This is a genomic window from Brevundimonas sp. RM1, assembly GCF_052907225.1.
In genome coordinates, this window is sequence record NZ_JBRERY010000001.1 from 152,714 (window position 1) to 166,928 (window position 14,215).

At 68.8% G+C, this 14,215-nt stretch carries 16 protein-coding genes and 1 tRNA gene; 12 read left to right on the forward strand and 5 right to left on the reverse strand.

From position 1 onward, the window contains the following. Positions 1-10 precede the first annotated feature (10 nt). Positions 11-1,297: a lytic murein transglycosylase gene (locus ACU5AP_RS00805; protein ID WP_003165751.1), complete on the reverse strand. Its 1,287-nt coding sequence runs from the start codon at positions 1,295-1,297 to the stop codon at positions 11-13. A 150-nt stretch (positions 1,298-1,447) separates the two neighbouring features. Between ACU5AP_RS00805 and ACU5AP_RS00810 the strand changes: the two genes are divergently transcribed. The 5 genes from ACU5AP_RS00810 (at position 1,448) to ACU5AP_RS00830 (ending at position 3,365) form a co-directional block, all read left to right on the forward strand. Further along, positions 1,448-1,524 (forward strand) — tRNA-Ala (locus tag ACU5AP_RS00810). Positions 1,525-1,651: 127 nt separating this feature from the next. Further along, positions 1,652-1,777, forward strand: coding sequence for a type B 50S ribosomal protein L36 (ykgO, locus tag ACU5AP_RS00815; protein ID WP_003165750.1), 126 nt, complete (start codon positions 1,652-1,654; stop codon positions 1,775-1,777). Positions 1,778-2,039: 262 nt separating this feature from the next. Further along, positions 2,040-2,312, forward strand: a complete 273-nt coding sequence (locus ACU5AP_RS00820; protein ID WP_003165749.1) for a DUF2312 domain-containing protein — start codon at positions 2,040-2,042, stop codon at positions 2,310-2,312. A gap of 101 nt (positions 2,313-2,413) precedes the next feature. Further along, on the forward strand, positions 2,414-2,728 hold the full coding sequence (locus ACU5AP_RS00825; protein ID WP_046653270.1) for a hypothetical protein: 315 nt from the start codon (positions 2,414-2,416) through the stop codon (positions 2,726-2,728). Positions 2,729-2,798: 70 nt separating this feature from the next. Then, a complete protein-coding gene (locus tag ACU5AP_RS00830) occupies positions 2,799-3,365 on the forward strand; it encodes a hypothetical protein (RefSeq protein ID WP_128720503.1) in 567 nt (188 codons plus the stop codon). Positions 3,366-3,430: 65 nt separating this feature from the next. On the opposite strand, the gene ACU5AP_RS00835 is transcribed toward ACU5AP_RS00830, so the two are convergent. The 4 genes from ACU5AP_RS00835 to ACU5AP_RS00850 all read right to left on the reverse strand — a co-directional run bounded on the left by ACU5AP_RS00835 (position 3,431) and on the right by ACU5AP_RS00850 (position 8,399). After that, positions 3,431-4,093, reverse strand: coding sequence for a hypothetical protein (locus ACU5AP_RS00835; protein ID WP_128720501.1), 663 nt, complete (start codon positions 4,091-4,093; stop codon positions 3,431-3,433). Between the two features lie 82 nt (positions 4,094-4,175). Next, positions 4,176-4,937: a 7-alpha-hydroxysteroid dehydrogenase gene (gene hdhA, locus ACU5AP_RS00840; protein WP_128720500.1), complete on the reverse strand. Its 762-nt coding sequence runs from the start codon at positions 4,935-4,937 to the stop codon at positions 4,176-4,178. Between the two features lie 80 nt (positions 4,938-5,017). Next, the gene (locus ACU5AP_RS00845) at positions 5,018-6,487 is read right to left on the reverse strand and encodes a sigma-54-dependent transcriptional regulator (RefSeq protein ID WP_088410088.1); all 1,470 of its coding nucleotides are present in this window, start codon (positions 6,485-6,487) and stop codon (positions 5,018-5,020) included. A 115-nt stretch (positions 6,488-6,602) separates the two neighbouring features. Continuing rightward, positions 6,603-8,399, reverse strand: a complete 1,797-nt coding sequence (locus ACU5AP_RS00850; RefSeq protein ID WP_446680672.1) for a DUF4153 domain-containing protein — start codon at positions 8,397-8,399, stop codon at positions 6,603-6,605. A gap of 122 nt (positions 8,400-8,521) precedes the next feature. Here ACU5AP_RS00850 and ACU5AP_RS00855 point away from each other — a divergent pair, with 122 nt between their 5' ends. The 7 genes from ACU5AP_RS00855 (at position 8,522) to ACU5AP_RS00885 (ending at position 14,203) form a co-directional block, all read left to right on the forward strand. Beyond that, positions 8,522-10,312 carry a M3 family oligoendopeptidase gene (locus tag ACU5AP_RS00855; RefSeq protein WP_446680673.1) on the forward strand — a complete coding sequence of 597 codons (1,791 nt, stop codon included), beginning with the start codon at positions 8,522-8,524 and terminating at the stop codon, positions 10,310-10,312. 45 nt (positions 10,313-10,357) lie between these two features. Next, the gene (locus tag ACU5AP_RS00860; protein WP_446680674.1) at positions 10,358-11,710 is read left to right on the forward strand and encodes a serine hydrolase domain-containing protein; all 1,353 of its coding nucleotides are present in this window, start codon (positions 10,358-10,360) and stop codon (positions 11,708-11,710) included. Positions 11,711-11,796: 86 nt separating this feature from the next. Beyond that, complete coding sequence (locus ACU5AP_RS00865) at positions 11,797-12,042, forward strand: aa3-type cytochrome c oxidase subunit IV (RefSeq protein ID WP_223850828.1); 246 nt, start codon at positions 11,797-11,799, stop codon at positions 12,040-12,042. Positions 12,043-12,166: 124 nt separating this feature from the next. Beyond that, positions 12,167-13,300: a Re/Si-specific NAD(P)(+) transhydrogenase subunit alpha gene (locus ACU5AP_RS00870; protein WP_128720490.1), complete on the forward strand. Its 1,134-nt coding sequence runs from the start codon at positions 12,167-12,169 to the stop codon at positions 13,298-13,300. Continuing rightward, a complete protein-coding gene (locus ACU5AP_RS00875) occupies positions 13,300-13,617 on the forward strand; it encodes an NAD(P) transhydrogenase subunit alpha (RefSeq protein ID WP_003165738.1) in 318 nt (105 codons plus the stop codon). Before ACU5AP_RS00870 ends, ACU5AP_RS00875 begins: the two co-directional genes overlap by 1 nt. Continuing rightward, complete coding sequence (locus tag ACU5AP_RS00880) at positions 13,617-13,925, forward strand: hypothetical protein (RefSeq protein ID WP_046653283.1); 309 nt, start codon at positions 13,617-13,619, stop codon at positions 13,923-13,925. Before ACU5AP_RS00875 ends, ACU5AP_RS00880 begins: the two co-directional genes overlap by 1 nt. Beyond that, positions 13,922-14,203, forward strand: coding sequence for a hypothetical protein (locus ACU5AP_RS00885; protein ID WP_046653284.1), 282 nt, complete (start codon positions 13,922-13,924; stop codon positions 14,201-14,203). The genes ACU5AP_RS00880 and ACU5AP_RS00885 overlap by 4 nt, the downstream gene beginning before the upstream one ends. The last annotated feature ends 12 nt before the right edge of the window (positions 14,204-14,215 follow it).

Consider the following 14,215-nt stretch of genomic DNA (forward strand, 5'->3'; position numbering starts at 1 on the left):
GAGAAGGACGCTATCGCGCCCGGCGGATGAGTTCATCCGCCAGCACGTCTGTCAGATAGCCGTCCGCCGTCCGCCCATTGGCCTGTTGCCAGCGGCGCAGGGCGGCGCGGGTGTTGGAGCCGATGACGCCGTCGACGCCCTGGGTGTCGAAGCCCATGCGGGTCAGGGCCTGCTGGGCGCCGATTCTCTGATCCCGCGTCAGGGGGCCGTCGTTGGGCCAGGAGGCCTTCAGCGCAGGCTTGCCCGCCACCCCGTCAGCGATCATGCCGATGGCCAGGGCGTAGCTGACGGAGTTGTTGTAGCGGCGGATGACGTAGTGGTTGGGCAGGGCCAGGAAGGCCGGGCCCTTGGCGCCCTGCGGCAGCAGGATGGCCGCGCCCTCGGCCGCCTCGGCGCTGTTGGGCGAGGAGCCGTCGGCCAGACGCACGCCGCGCGCGGTCCAGTAAGACCAGGGATGTTTCGGCCCCTCGGCCTGGCTGTAGTCGAAGTTGGAGGGCAGGGTGACTTCATAGGCCCAGCCCTGGCCGCGCTTCCAGCCCGCCTGGGCCAGCAGATTCGCCGCCGAGGCCAGGGCGTCGGCGTCCGAGCCCCAGATGTCGACCTTGCCGTCGCCGTTCTGATCGACGCCCAGACGCAGATAGTTGTCCGGCATGAACTGGGTCTGGCCCATGGCTCCGGCCCAGCTGCCTTTCAGCCCCGCGCGGTCGCGCTTGCCGGTCACCACGATGTCGAGGGCGTGTTTCAGCTGATCCTCGGCCCAGGCGCGGCGGCGGCCGTCATAGGCCAGGGTCGCCAGCGAGCGGATGACGTCGAAATCGCCCTGGACCTGGCCGAAGGCGCTTTCCTGCGCCCAGACGCCCAGCAGGATTTCGGTCGGCACGCCGTACTTCTGGGTCACGTCCCACGGCACGCGGTCGACGCGCTGGCGCGCCATGGCGATTCGCGCCGGAGTGGTGGCGTTCTGGATATAGACCCCGGCGGGGCGCGAGAATTCGGGCTGGTTGCGGTCCAGGCGGATGATGCTGGGGTTCGGCGTCACGCTCTCCAGCTCGCGGGCGTACTCCCATTTGCGGGCGCCGCCGTGGCGCTCCAGGAAGCTCTGCTTCCAGGCGTCGAAGCTGGCGTGGTCGTAGGCCTCGCTGAGGTCCGTCTGGGCGGGCGGCGGCGTGGGGGCCGGCGTGGCGGGCGCAGGCTCGACCACGGGCGGCGGCGCAGGCTGGGGCTGCGGCGGCGTGGGAACCATGGGGGTGCAGGCGGCGACCGAACCCAACAACAGAAGACGATAAGCGATACGCATAGTCACAGGCTAACGCCCCCGAATTCCACGACCAATCACAAGCGCGCGAAGGTCCGATGAGTTTCCGTGATAAGGGTGAAAGCGCCGTTAACCATTCTTGAAAGCAGGCGGTTAATCAGCCGAATTTACATTGCGGCGTTCCCTGAGCACGGCCTGGTGGCGGAGGGGCGACGCGCCGGACGTGCAAGTCCGGAGATCCTCCGTTCGACTCGGGGGCCAGGCCTCCAGCGGATTCCCCGCGCGGAATGTTGACGAAAGGCGAAGGCCTCTCTATACGACCGCCTCCGCCGCAGGTTCGCCCGCGGCTCTTTTGTTTTACTCGCCCTCACGGGCCTCCAACCGGGACGTCCGACCATGAAGGTCCGTAGCTCGCTGAAGTCGCTGAAGGGTCGCCACCGCGACTGCAAGATCGTTCGCCGCAAGGGCGTTCTGTACGTCATCAACAAGACCGACCCGCGCTTCAAAGCCAAGCAAGGCTGATCAGGCGCGATCGGCGCGCCCCGCCTTTCGCGGGCGAGGCGCGCGCCGACCGTCGGTGGATGGGATGACTATCCACAGGGCCGCGGGCGTTGTCCGCGGCTTTTTCGCGTCCGGCGTTGAGCGCAGGCTCGCGTCTGACTAGTGATTCTTTTCCAAGTCGTCCCAATGGCCCTAGGCCTGCTTGAGGGCGCGGTTCTTTCCTGCCCTGGCGGCCCTTGGCCTGCTTGAGGGCGCAGCTTGATTTGAGTTCTGGAGTTCAGTCATGGACGACGCTTCCTTCGACGCCAGCCCCGACGTCCTGACCGCCACGGCCCAGGGCCGTCTTCGCTCGATCATCGAACGCCTGGAGCGCCTCGAAGAGGACAAGCAGGCCGTCATGGTCGACATGAAGGAGGTCTTCGCTGAGGCCAAGGGCGAAGGCTATGACGTCAAGGTGCTGCGCAAGGTTCTGCGCCTGCGCAAGCAGGACAAGGCCAAGCGTCAGGAAGAAGAAGCGATTCTGGACCTCTACCTCTCGGCTCTCGGCGAGATCTGAAGGAGGCGGGCCTGAAGCGCACGCCCTTCAAGCCCTCCGGCGACGGCCCTTCACGCTCCAGCAGCCTGAAGGGCGGCGGCGCCCTTAAAACCAAACCTTCTCTGAGCCCCTGGGAGCAGCAGAAGGAGGCGGCGAAACGATCCGCGCTCAATGCCCTGAAACGCGCCCGCCGCTCGGCAGAGAAGGCGGGCGTTTCCCTGTCCGAATGGGAGGGGGAGTTCCTCGATTCGGTGGGCGAGCGAATCCAGACCCATGGCCGCGCCTTCGCCGACCCGGAAAAGGGCGCGCCGGGCCAGGCGCTGTCGGCCATGCAGGGCCGCAAGCTGAAAGAGATCACGGCCAAGGCCAAGGGCGAACCGCGTCGATTCGGGCGACGCCGGAAAGAAAGCCCGTCGACGCCCGATGAGGTTGAATGAAGCCCGCAACCGTTCAGCTTGGCCGTGCGTTGCGCCTGCGGATATCCAAGCCTCTTGAGAGGGAAGACTGATGAAACCCTTCGCCCCCGCCGCCCTGATCGGCGGCCTTCTGAGTTTGAGCCTGGCGCTGGCGGCGTGCGGCGATCGTCCGGGGGCGGCGCCCGAGGCCGCGTCTGAGGCGACGGTCGATCTCAGCGGCGGCCCGGCGGCGGCGCCCCAGGCGGTCAGCCCGACGCCGAACGCCGTCCTGGCCTTGCCTGTCGTCGACGAGGCCGCCGCGCGCGCCTTCGTTCGTGAGGAAGGCTCCACGCTGGAGGTGTTGACCTTCGAGCGGGCCGGATCGGTGACGAAGGAAGGAACGGTGAAGGGCTATGCGGCGCCGGTCTACGCCGTACCCGTCGCGGCGGGACAGACGCTGAAGGTCGCCTTCAAACCGTCCAACACCAACCTGTATTTCAACATCAGCGACGCGGCGGACCAGAGCGGCGCGGCCGTGTTCCGGGGCGAGGTCGAGGGCGAAACGGCCGAGCTGAAGGCCGCCAAGGACACGACCTATGTCATCACCCCGTTCCAGCCTCGCGCCACGGCGCGCCGGGGATCGGAAGGCGCCTACGCCCTGACGGTCAGCCGGAACTGACTCGGGGACAGCGAAACGATGGCGAAGGGCGGCGGAGGCGAACTCAGCCGCCCTTCCAATCGCTTTCAGGGCAGGGCGTTCAGGCGCATGGCCGACAGATAGGGTTGATAGGCCGTGCGGGCGGCCGCCGCGCCGGACAGGTCGTCCTGTTCGATATGGATGGTCAGGCCGTAGCGGCCCTTGAGCGCGCTCATCGCCGAGCCGACGCGGCCGCCTGAATCCTTGGGTTCGACGCCGATGACGATGGGCTCGCCGGACGGAGCGTCCATGACCACGGGCAGATAGTCCTCGCCGCCGATCGAAGCCAGGGCGGGCGGGGAGGACAGGGCCGCTTCGCGCAGGCCCTTGGTCATTTCAACGCCCGCGCCGACACTCTTGAAGGCGGTCTCCTGAGCCGCGGCGAGCAGGCCGGACATGGGGCCGCTTTCCTCGGGAACGGGGGCCTTGGAATCGATCAGCAGGATTTCGGCGCTGGTCCCCGGCTCGCCATAGGTCATGGAGATGGAGAAGGGCTGGCACTCGACCTCGGTCAGCGGCTTGCTGGCGATGGTCTGGACCGTCGGCATGGCCGCCAGAAGCGGGTGATCCACGCACTCGGACGGCAGGGCGGCCTTGGACAAAAGGGCGGAAGCGCCGGCTTCAGCCGGGGGCGGGGCCTCGGCGTTGGAGCAGGCGGTCAGGGCGACGACGGACGCCACGGTCAGAACGGCGGCGGTATGACGAAACAAGATGGCGGGCTCCCCCCGGTTGAACTGGCGGGGAGACCTGTGGCCGGAACCGCCGCCGTTTGGAAGCCTCAAGCATCGTGGGTCAGTCCAGTTCCTGAACGCCGCCGCCGGAGACGGTCAGGATCTGGCCGCTGATCCACGACGCGGCGGGCGAGCACAGGAACAGGGCCGCGCGGGCGATGTCCTCGGGCTGCCCCAGGCGGCCCAGCGGCGTGTGCTTGAGCATGGCCTGTTCGATCTCGGGCGTCAGGACGCCGGCCAGGGCGTCGGTCTTGATCGCGCCTGGCGCGATGGCGTTGACGCGAACGCCGCGCGGACCCAGGTCGAAGGCGACGTTGCGGGTCAGATGGCTGACCGCCGCCTTGGACGAACCGTAGGAGGCCATGCGGGCGTTCTTGTTGTCCCCGGCCATGGAGGTGATGTTCAGGATCGCCCCGCCGCCTGCGTCCTGCATGTGCGGCGCCGCCAGTTGCATGAAGCGGAAGGGGGCGAAGACGTTGAGCTGATAGGCGCGCTCGAAATCGCTCATGGGCATGTCGAAGGGCTTGGGGCCGCCGCCGCCCGCATTGTTCACCAGCAGGGTCAGCTTGCCGAAGGCCGCGACCACGGCCTCGACAGTCGCGATGCGCTGGGCTTCGTCGGTGACGTCGCAGGCCAGGCCGACCGCGCGTCCGCCGGCCCGGACCACGCCGTCCGCCACGGCCACGGCCTTGGCTGCATCCAGGTCCGTGACGGCCACGGCGGCGCCCGCCGCGGCGAAGGTCTCGGCGATGGCGCGGCCGATTCCGGCCCCGGCGCCCGTCACCAGGGCGACGTGGCCGTCCAATCGGAAATGTGCGTCCATGGTGCAGCCCCTGTGTGAAATCCCACTAGGGAAGCGTCAGGCGCGCGCGAGGGTTCCTGCGCCTGTGGTCTGCGGGCCTCTCAGCCGGCTTCCTTGAGCTGTTCCTCAAGGCCCTGTTCGCGGACCTTGCGATAGAGGGTGGAGCGGCCGATGCCCAGGCGGCGGGCGATTTCGGACATGTGGCCGGAGTAGACCTCGATGGCGTGCTGGATCAGGTCGCGTTCGATCTGCTCCAGTGTGCGGACGTGGCCGCGGTCATCGGTGATGCGGACCGGGCTGTCGTGCTGGGCGTCCTCGTCGCTCGAGGCGGACTCGGAGGCCGAGGCGGGCGCGTGCTCGCCGCTCCGGGGAGCGGCCACGGCGTCCAGCGGCACGGCGACGCCCGAGATGGCCGGGAAGTCGTGCGGCTGCAGCAGGGGCGAGTCGGCCAGGACCAGGGCGCGATAGACCGCATTCTCCAGCTGGCGGACGTTGCCGGGCCAGTCGTGGCCCTGCAGCAGGGCCAGGGTCTCGGGCGAGCAGCCCGCGACCCGCTTGCCTTCCTCGACGTTGAAGCGGGCGATGAAATGCTCGACCAGGGCCGGGATGTCCTCGCGCCGTTCGCGCAGGGCCGGGGCCTCGATCGGGAAGACGTTCAGGCGATAGAAGAGGTCTTCGCGGAAGGCGCCTTCCTTCACCTGCTGGGCCGGGTCGCGGTTGGTGGCCGAGACGATGCGGACATCGACCTTGACCGGGCGTTTGCCGCCGACGGGATCGACCTCGCCTTCCTGAAGCGCGCGCAGCAGCTTGACCTGCATGTCCAGCGGCAGTTCGCCGATCTCGTCCAGGAACAGGGTGCCGCCGTTCGCCTCGACGAACTTGCCCGCGTGTTTTTCGTGCGCGCCGGTGAAGGCGCCCTTCTCGTGGCCGAACAGGATGGATTCGACCAGATTGGCGGGCAGGGCGCCGCAGTTGACCGCCACGAAGGGCTTGCCCGCCCGGTCCGAGGCGCCGTGCAGGGCGCGAGCGATGACCTCCTTGCCGACGCCGCTTTCGCCGGTGATCAGTACGGGGATGGAGGACTTGGCCGCGCGCTGGCCCAGGGCCTTGACCATCCGCATGGGTTCGCTGTCGCCGACCATGTCGTCGAAGGAGGAGCGGCCCGTGGCGCGCTTCTTCAGGCGGCCGATCTCGGCGGTCAGCTGGGTCATCTGCAGGGCGTTGCGGACGCCGACCAGCAGGCGGTCGGGGCCGACCGGCTTGACGAAGAAGTCCTGGGCTCCGGCCTGCATGGCCTTGACCACCGTCTCTATGCCGCCGTTGGCCGTCAGCACGATGACCGGCGTGGCCACGCCCGCCGTGCGCATCTCGGCCAGGGCCTCCATGCCCGACAGGCCGGGCATGACGAGATCCAGAAGCACCACGTCGGCGCCGCCGCCCTTGGTCAGACGGTCGATGGCCTCGCCCCCGCTTTCGGCGTGGACGACCGCGTAGCCTTCACGATCGAGCACCGCCTGAATCAGGCGGCGCTGCGTGGGATCATCGTCGACGACCAGAACGGTCTTGGCCATTGGAGCACACCCTTCAACATCACCATCGAACGGCCGTCCTCATTGGGTCGGGACTGGCTCGTTTCGACACAACCCTAGAACGGAGGGAATGAAGATCGGGTTTCGGAGACCTGAGTCAGGGGTTAACGGGGGCGGGCTTCGGGCAGACGGCTTCCGGCTGCAGCCGCCCGGTCACGGCGCCCATGTTCAGATCGGGCCAGGGCGATGCGGCGGTCTTCAGGTCGGGGTGCTTGAGCGACTCGCGCAGATCGCGGCCGCCGGGACCGGGACAATGCGGAACCTGATAGTCGCCCTGATGGACCCAGCGGCCGTCGGCGCCCTGAGCGAACAGGGCGATCCTGTAAGTGGTCGCCAACAGGATTTCGTCGCGGCCGTCGCCGTTCAGGTCGCGCTGTGCGGCGAGGCAATTGTCGTCGCTGTTGCAGGCGTAGCGCGGATCGCCGGACGGCGCCGGGGCCAGGAAGGCGGGGGGCAGGGGCTTGTCCGCCGGCCAGGGGGCGATGTTCGGCGCGCGCGGGGGCAGGGCGGCTTCCTCTATGTCATAGCGCGAGGTCACGGCCTGGGCCGCCTTGGCGCGACGGGCGATCTCGGCGTCGGAGGATTTCGCCAGTTCGGCCAGGGCCGCGCGTCCCGTCTTGCCCGCGCCGAAGCGCAGGAAGGCGTAGTCGAACTGGGCCGCGCTGACGGCGCCGCGCTTGAGCCGGGCGGTCTGGTCGTTGACGGACAGGCGGGCCGGATCGGCCAGGGGGCTGAACAGGGCCAGGATGACCAGCACCGTCAGAACGGCGGCCAGGACGTTGGTGCGCTCCAGCGGCTTCATCCAGGCGGTCTTGCGCCACAGGGGCGACAGGGCGGCCCAGCCGTATCCGGCGGCGTACAGGACGCCGACCAGGGCGCAGGCCAAGGCGATGATGCGGTCGGGCGTCAGGCCGTGCTGGCCGATACGCAAGGACAGGCCCCAGACGGCGATCAGGATCAGCGGCGTCAGCAGCACCGAGGCGACCCGCACCGCCAGGCGCAGGGCGGCGGGCGGCAGATTGTCCTCGCGTCCGTCCTGATAGGCGGTGTTGATCAGCACGATCAGGGCGGCGGCGGCCGACAGCACCAGGGCCGTGGCGCTGCCCGTCTTCCACAGCCCGTCCAGTCCGGTGAAGGGCAGGGCGGCCAGGAAGCCCGCCACCAGGACGGTGATGACCAGCAGCAGCCACGACAGCAGCATCAGCGCCACCGTCCGCACGCCCCGGATCAGGCCGCCGCGCACGTCGGTCAGCTGCACCGCCACGGCGAAGACCAGGCAGGTGACGGGGATGGAGAACCACTCCTCGCCCAACAGGTCGCTCAGGAAGCTGAGGCCGATGACGCGGAACAGGGCCGCGCCCAGGAACAGCAGCAGCCAGAAGGCGCCGGTGAAGCCCAGCGACAGGACCAGCTGCACCCCGGCCTTCCACGCCGTGTCGAAATAGTCGTCGTAGTCGGCGATCCAGCGTCGCCCTTGGACGGCCGGAACGATCAGGTGATGGGCGATGAACAGGGCGGCTGCGGCGAAGCCCACGACCGGGAAGCGCAGATAGGGCGGGCGGAAATACTCGCTCGCCTGCTGGGCCGCGTCGTGCCAGCCCAGCAGCGCCAGAACCGCCGCCGCGACCGCGCCCCACAGCGCCAGCGTCTTCCATCCCATCCGCCCGACGCCCGCCAGCAGCATGATCGGCGCGAACGCCGCCGCCAGCGTTAGGGCGGCGAACAGCGACGGCTGGGTCGCGGGCCAGGCCAGGGCCGTGGCGTCCGACGCCGAGCGATACAGCAGATAGAGAACCAGCCCCTGGATCAGACCGATCCCGATGCGGATGGCGGCGAGCCCGCGCGCGCCTTCCAGCGAGGCGCGGCCGGTGGGGTCGAGGGCGGTATGGGTCATATTTGAACAGTGCTCGATTTTGCGGGCGAAGGGAAGACGCTTTTCATCGTCCTGGTTTGAGACCGACCTGCCGAGAGAAGAGCGGCTTGCATCGCGCCCTTCGCCTCCCCACAACCAGGGGCATGAACGCGCCCGTCAAAACGACCGAATTCGCCGACGCCCCGCTGTGGGATCTGTCCGACCTCTACGCCTCGCGCGAGGATGCGCGCATCGCCGCCGATCTGGAGCGGGCCAGGGCGTTGGTCGACCGGATGAACGCCTGGCAGGGGCGGCTGGCCGCGCTGTCGGGCGCCGAACTGGGCCGGGCGCTGGACGAGGCGATCGGGCTTTATGAGCAGGCGGCGGACGTGATGGGGGCCTTGGGCGCCTACGCCTTCCTGGCCGCCTCGACCAACCGCGAGGATGCGGCGGCGCAAGGCTTCGAGGCCGATGTGCGCGAGAAGCTGACGGTCATCGCCACGCCGACCGTCTGGCTGACGCTGGAGATCAATGCGCTGGACGAGGCGGCGGTGGAGGCGGCGCTGACGGCTCATGCGCCCGCCGCGCGCTGGGCGCCGTGGCTGCGCCGGGTGCGGGCGATGAAGCCGCATGAACTGTCGGCCGAGCTGGAGACCTTCATCGCTGAGCGCGGCCCGATTCAGGCGCAGTGGCCGCGCCTGTTCGACGAGACCCTGGCCGTGCTGCGCGCACCCGTGGGGGATGAGGAGCTGACCCTGGCCGAGGGGCTGAACCGTCTCAGCGACGCGGACGGCGCCAAGCGTCAGGCGGCGGGCGAGGGCCTGTCGACGGCCTTTTCCGGCATCGCCCGGACCATGGCCATGGTGCTGAACACCGTCGCCGCCGAAAAGGCGCTGGAGGATCGCAAGCGCGGCTTCAAACGCCCCGCCGACAGCCGCCATCTGGGCAATGAAGTCGACGGCGAGAGCGTGGACGCCATGGCCGAGGCGGTGGCGCAGGCCTATCCGCGTCTGGCGCATCGCTATTATGCGTTGAAGGCCAAGGCGATGGGCAAGGATCGGCTGGCCCACTGGGACCGCAATGCGCCGATCGAGGCGGCGGCGTCGCGCGGCTATGACTGGGCGGGCGGGCGCGCGGTGGTGCTGTCCAGCTTTGCTGATCTGGGCGGAGACTTCGCCGAGCGGGCGGGCTGGTTCTTCGACCGGCCGTGGATCGATGCGCGGGCGCGGGCGGGCAAGCAGTCCGGCGCCTATGCTCACCCGGTGACGGCGGATCGGCACCCCTATGTCTTCTTGAACTGGATGGGCGAGCGGCGCGACGTGCTGACGCTGGCGCATGAACTGGGCCACGGGGTGCACCAGACGCTGGCGGCGGGGCAGGGCAGCCTGCTGGCCGATACGCCGCTGACTCTGGCCGAGACGGCGTCGATCTTCGCTGAGGGCCTGACCTTCGACCGCCTGCTGGCCGAGGCGACGCCGGACGAACAGCGCGCCCTGCTGGCGGGCCGGATCGAGGACGGGCTGAACACGGTGGTGCGCCAGATCGCCTTCCACCGTTTCGAGACGCGCTTCCATGACGAGCGGGCGGCGGGCGAGGTGCCGGTCGAGCGCATCCGCGAGATCTGGATGGAGGAACTGGGCGCTAGCCTCGGGCCCGCAGTGGACCTGACCGGCTATGAGGACTGGTGGGCCTATGTCAGCCACTTCGTCCACGCACCCTTCTATGTCTACGCCTATGCGTTCGGCGACCTGCTGGTCGCGGCGCTGATGGAGACGCGGGCCAAGGATCCGGCGGCCTTTACGCCCCTGTATCGCGACCTGCTGTCGGGCGGCGGGGCGCGGACCTATGTCGAGGCGCTGAAGCCGTTCGGCCTGAACCCGCGCGACCCGGCCTTCTGGACCATCGGCACCAAGCGGCTGGAAGGCCTGATCGACCGGTTCGAGGCGCTGGGCTGAGCGGAATGCGTTGACAGGCGGGGCGCGGCGTTGAAGCGTGGCCGCATGAAATCTGTGTCCCGCGTTCTTGTTCTCGCCGCCGTTCTCGCCCTGCCGACGACGGTTTTCGCCCAGACGGCTGAGCCTTCCGCCAATCACCGCGCCTTGGCGGCGGGCTATAAGGCGTTGACGGTGTGCAGCGCCCTGCATTCGGCGCGTGCGGCGGGGGCCGATCGCACGGTCGCCAGCGTCGAGGCGAACGAGCTGGTCGGCGTCTATCCCGAGCTTCAGCCGCTGGTCGGAAGCATGAAGGCCGAGATGGCCGGGAACGCCGTCACCGTCGCCTGGGATCAGGCCGCCCCGCCGCGCGTCGCGACCTGGACCGACGGGCGCGGCTGCGTCATCGAGCCGATGGGCTATGCGCCGGGCGCTGCGCCTGAGCGGACGCCGCTGGCGCGCCGGGCCTCGGCGCCGGACCTGCCGACCGCGCGGCCCAAGGGGAACGCTCGCGCGCTGGAGGCCGCCGTCGCGCGCGCCTTCGATCAGGGCTTCGGCGCAGGGACCAACACCACAGGCGTCGTGGTCATGCAGGGCGGCAAGCGGGTGGCGGAACGCTACGCGCCTGACTTCGGCCCGAACACGCCCCAGCGCACCTGGTCGGTGGCCAAGAGCCTGGCCGGAACGGTCATCGGCGCGGCGGTCCAGCGCGGCGAACTGGATGTGAAGGCGCCCGCCGCCATCGCCAATTGGAGCCGCCCCGGCGATCCGCGCGCGGCCATCACCGTCGACGCCCTGATGCGGATGTCGTCCGGCCTGACCAGCGACACGGCGGGCAACCGCACTGACGGCCTCTATTTCGGCGGCGTGGCCGTCGATGAACAGGCGCCCGGCTGGCCGCTGCTGGCGCCGGTGGGGACGGTCTATCGCTACGCCAACAACGACACCCTGCTGGCGACCATGGCCGCCGCTCCGACCTTCACCGCCCATCCGCCCGCCGAACTGTTCGATGCGCTGGGCATGACGCACACCTGGGCCGAGACCGACTGGCGCGGCAACTACATCCTGTCGAGCCAGGTCTGGACCACGGCGCGCGATCTGGCCCGCTTCGGCCAGCTGTATCTGCAGGACGGGGTGTGGGAGGGGCGGCGCCTCCTGCCGCAGGGCTGGCGCGACTATGTCGCCGCCCCGACCGGGCCGCAGCCGCCGACGGGCAACTTCGGCTATGGGGCGACCTTCTGGCTGATGAACCGCTCCGAAGGCGTGCCCGCTGACGCCTTCGCCGCCTTCGGCAACCGGGGGCAGTATGTGGTGATCGTGCCCAGCCGCCAGGTGGTGATCGTGCGGCGCGGCGAAGACCCGGCGGGCAAGCCCTTCGACGTCGCCGCCTTCGCGCGTTCAGTGCTGGAAAGCCTCGACTGAGGCGCCCTTGATCCTGACGGGCTTGAGCCGCGCGCAGGCCTCGCTATAAGAGCCGTCGAAATCTCGACTCTTTTTTTGGATGCCCCATGGCCGACCAGCACGCTGAAGCGACCACCCCCCACGTCCACGGGGATATGAACATCTCGGAACAGGCCTGGACCTGGAGCTTGTTCATGGGCCTGACCAAGTGGCTGTCGCTGGCCACGGCCGTGTTGATCCTGTTCCTGACGGTGTGGTTCGCCGTCGGCGCCGGCTTCGTTCCCGCCTTCATCAGCGGCGCGGTTCTGTCGGTGGCGGGCTACTTCATGCTGAAGAGCAAGAAGGCGCACTAAGCGCGATCCCCCTATTGAATGCAGCAAGGCCCGTCGGCGTGTCCGGCGGGCCTTTTGCTTGTTTGACGACCCTTCGACCTTAGGCCTAACGTCGATCTGACCCTAGGGAGTGGGAGGGATTCGCTTGGCCGTCGCCATCGCCGTGACCCGTGAACGTCGTGAAGGCGAGACGCGCTGCGCGGTTACGCCTGAAACGGTGAAGAAGCTGATCGCCTTGGGCGCGACGGTGAGCGTCGAGGCCGGGACGGGCCTCGGCTCATCCTTGCCTGACGCCGATTACGCCGAGGCCGGGGCCAGCGTGAAGCCGGACCTGTCGGCGGCGCTGGCCGGGGCGGACATCCTGCTGAAGGTGCGCGGCCCGACGGCGTCGGAGATCAGCGCATTGAAACCCGGCGCGGTGGTGGTCAGCCTGCTGGACGCCTGGCGCGACAAGGCCACAGTCGAGGCGTTGAGGGGCGCAGGCGCCACCGCCTTCGCCATGGAGTTCGTGCCGCGCATCACGCGGGCGCAGGTGATGGACGTGCTGTCGTCCCAGGCCAATCTGGCCGGATACCGGGCGGTGATCGAGGCGGCCTACGCCTATGGCAAGGGCTTCCCCATGATGATGACGGCCGCCGGGACGGTGGCCGCCGCCAAGACCTTCGTCATGGGCGCGGGCGTCGCGGGGCTTCAGGCCATCGCCACGGCGCGGCGCCTGGGCGCGGTCGTCACGGCCACCGACGTGCGTCCCGCCGCCAAGGAGCAGGTCGAGAGCCTGGGCGCCAAATTCGTCGCGGTCGAGGATGAAGAGTTCAAGGCCGCTGAAACGGCGGGCGGCTACGCCAAGGCCATGTCGGCCGAGTATCAGGCCAAGCAGGCCGAACTGACCGCCGCCCACATCATCAAGCAGGACGTGGTGATCACCACGGCCCTGATCCCCGGTCGTCCGGCGCCGAAGCTGGTGACGGCGGCGCACGTCGCCTCGATGAAGCCGGGCTCGGTCATCATCGACCTGGCGGTCGAGGCGGGCGGCAACGTCGAAGGCTCGAAGCCGAACGAGGTCGTGACCACGGCCAATGGGGTGAAGATCGTCGGCTGGAGCAACATGCCCGGCCGCATCGCCGCGGACGCCAGCGCCCTTTATGCGCGCAACCTGGTCGCCTTCCTGGGGTTGATGATCAAGGACGGCGCCCTGGCGGTCGACCTGGAGGAGGAAATCCTCAAGGCCGCCGTCGTCACCCACGGCGGCGCCGTGGTGCATGAAGGAGTGAGAGGCTGATGGAACACGTCGATCCCACCGTCTTTCGCCTGGCGATCTTCGTCCTGTCGATCTTCGTCGGCTACTATGTCGTCTGGAGCGTGACGCCCGCGCTGCACACGCCGCTGATGGCCGTGACCAACGCCATTTCCAGCGTCATCATCGTCGGCGGCCTGATCGCGGCGGCGGCGATGAGCGCGCAGGCGGGCGGGCCGAACGCCTGGATCGCCAAGGGCGCGGGCGTGGCCGCCGTGACCCTGGCCAGCGTCAACATCTTCGGCGGCTTCATGGTCACGCGCCGGATGCTGGCCATGTACAAGAAGAAGGAGCGCGCCTGATGTACAATCTTATCAACGGCCTGATCCTAGTTCTTCTGGCCGTCGCCGTGTTGGTGGTTCTGGCGGCCGCTACGTTAGGCGGCAGGTTGTCGGCTGAGGCGCGTCGCCGCGTCGAACTGGGCCTGGCGCTGGTCTTCTTTCCGATCGGCGTCGCCCTGTTGATCTGGCGCGCGGCGGGGTTGATGGAGGCTGGAGACAAGTTTGCGGCGCTGGGCGCCGTGGTGTTCACCCTGTTTATCGCCTGGAGCGGCGTTCGTATAATCTGGGCGCGGCGCAAGCGTTTGGCTGAAGGTTCCGCCGCCTCGTGACCCTGTCGCCTATCCTGCTGGCCTTCTATGCCTCCTGGGCCGTCACCGGCTTGGGCGTGGCCCTGTGGATCTGGAGCTGGGTGCGGGTGAAAGACCCCATCGGGCGCCTGCGGTTCCAGGACTGCGGGGTCGTGCTGGTTTTCGCCGCCGTCCTGACGCGCATCATCATCCAGGATCGTCAGATGACGGTCTTCGACTGGGCGATGATCCTGCTGGGGCCTCTGTTCATCGCGGCGGCGCTGTGGCGTCTGTCGCGCACCCAATCCGTCAAACGTTAACCTCGAAGAGTA

Bases quoted from the DNA above. Each gene is read 5' to 3' on its own strand.
- ACU5AP_RS00845 (WP_088410088.1), bottom strand. From the start codon at position 6,487: ATGGCCAAGACCGTTCTGGTCGTCGACGATGATCCCACGCAGCGCCGC.
- ACU5AP_RS00860 (WP_446680674.1), top strand. From the start codon at position 10,358: ATGAAATCTGTGTCCCGCGTTCTTGTTCTCGCCGCCGTTCTCGCCCTG.
- hdhA (WP_128720500.1), bottom strand. From the start codon at position 4,937: ATGGACGCACATTTCCGATTGGACGGCCACGTCGCCCTGGTGACGGGC.
- ACU5AP_RS00830 (WP_128720503.1), top strand. From the start codon at position 2,799: ATGAAACCCTTCGCCCCCGCCGCCCTGATCGGCGGCCTTCTGAGTTTG.
- ACU5AP_RS00875 (WP_003165738.1), top strand. From the start codon at position 13,300: ATGGAACACGTCGATCCCACCGTCTTTCGCCTGGCGATCTTCGTCCTG.
- ykgO (WP_003165750.1), top strand. From the start codon at position 1,652: ATGAAGGTCCGTAGCTCGCTGAAGTCGCTGAAGGGTCGCCACCGCGAC.
- ACU5AP_RS00850 (WP_446680672.1), bottom strand. From the start codon at position 8,399: ATGACCCATACCGCCCTCGACCCCACCGGCCGCGCCTCGCTGGAAGGC.
- ACU5AP_RS00820 (WP_003165749.1), top strand. From the start codon at position 2,040: ATGGACGACGCTTCCTTCGACGCCAGCCCCGACGTCCTGACCGCCACG.
- ACU5AP_RS00865 (WP_223850828.1), top strand. From the start codon at position 11,797: ATGGCCGACCAGCACGCTGAAGCGACCACCCCCCACGTCCACGGGGAT.
- ACU5AP_RS00880 (WP_046653283.1), top strand. From the start codon at position 13,617: ATGTACAATCTTATCAACGGCCTGATCCTAGTTCTTCTGGCCGTCGCC.
- ACU5AP_RS00805 (WP_003165751.1), bottom strand. From the start codon at position 1,297: ATGCGTATCGCTTATCGTCTTCTGTTGTTGGGTTCGGTCGCCGCCTGC.
- ACU5AP_RS00855 (WP_446680673.1), top strand. From the start codon at position 8,522: ATGAACGCGCCCGTCAAAACGACCGAATTCGCCGACGCCCCGCTGTGG.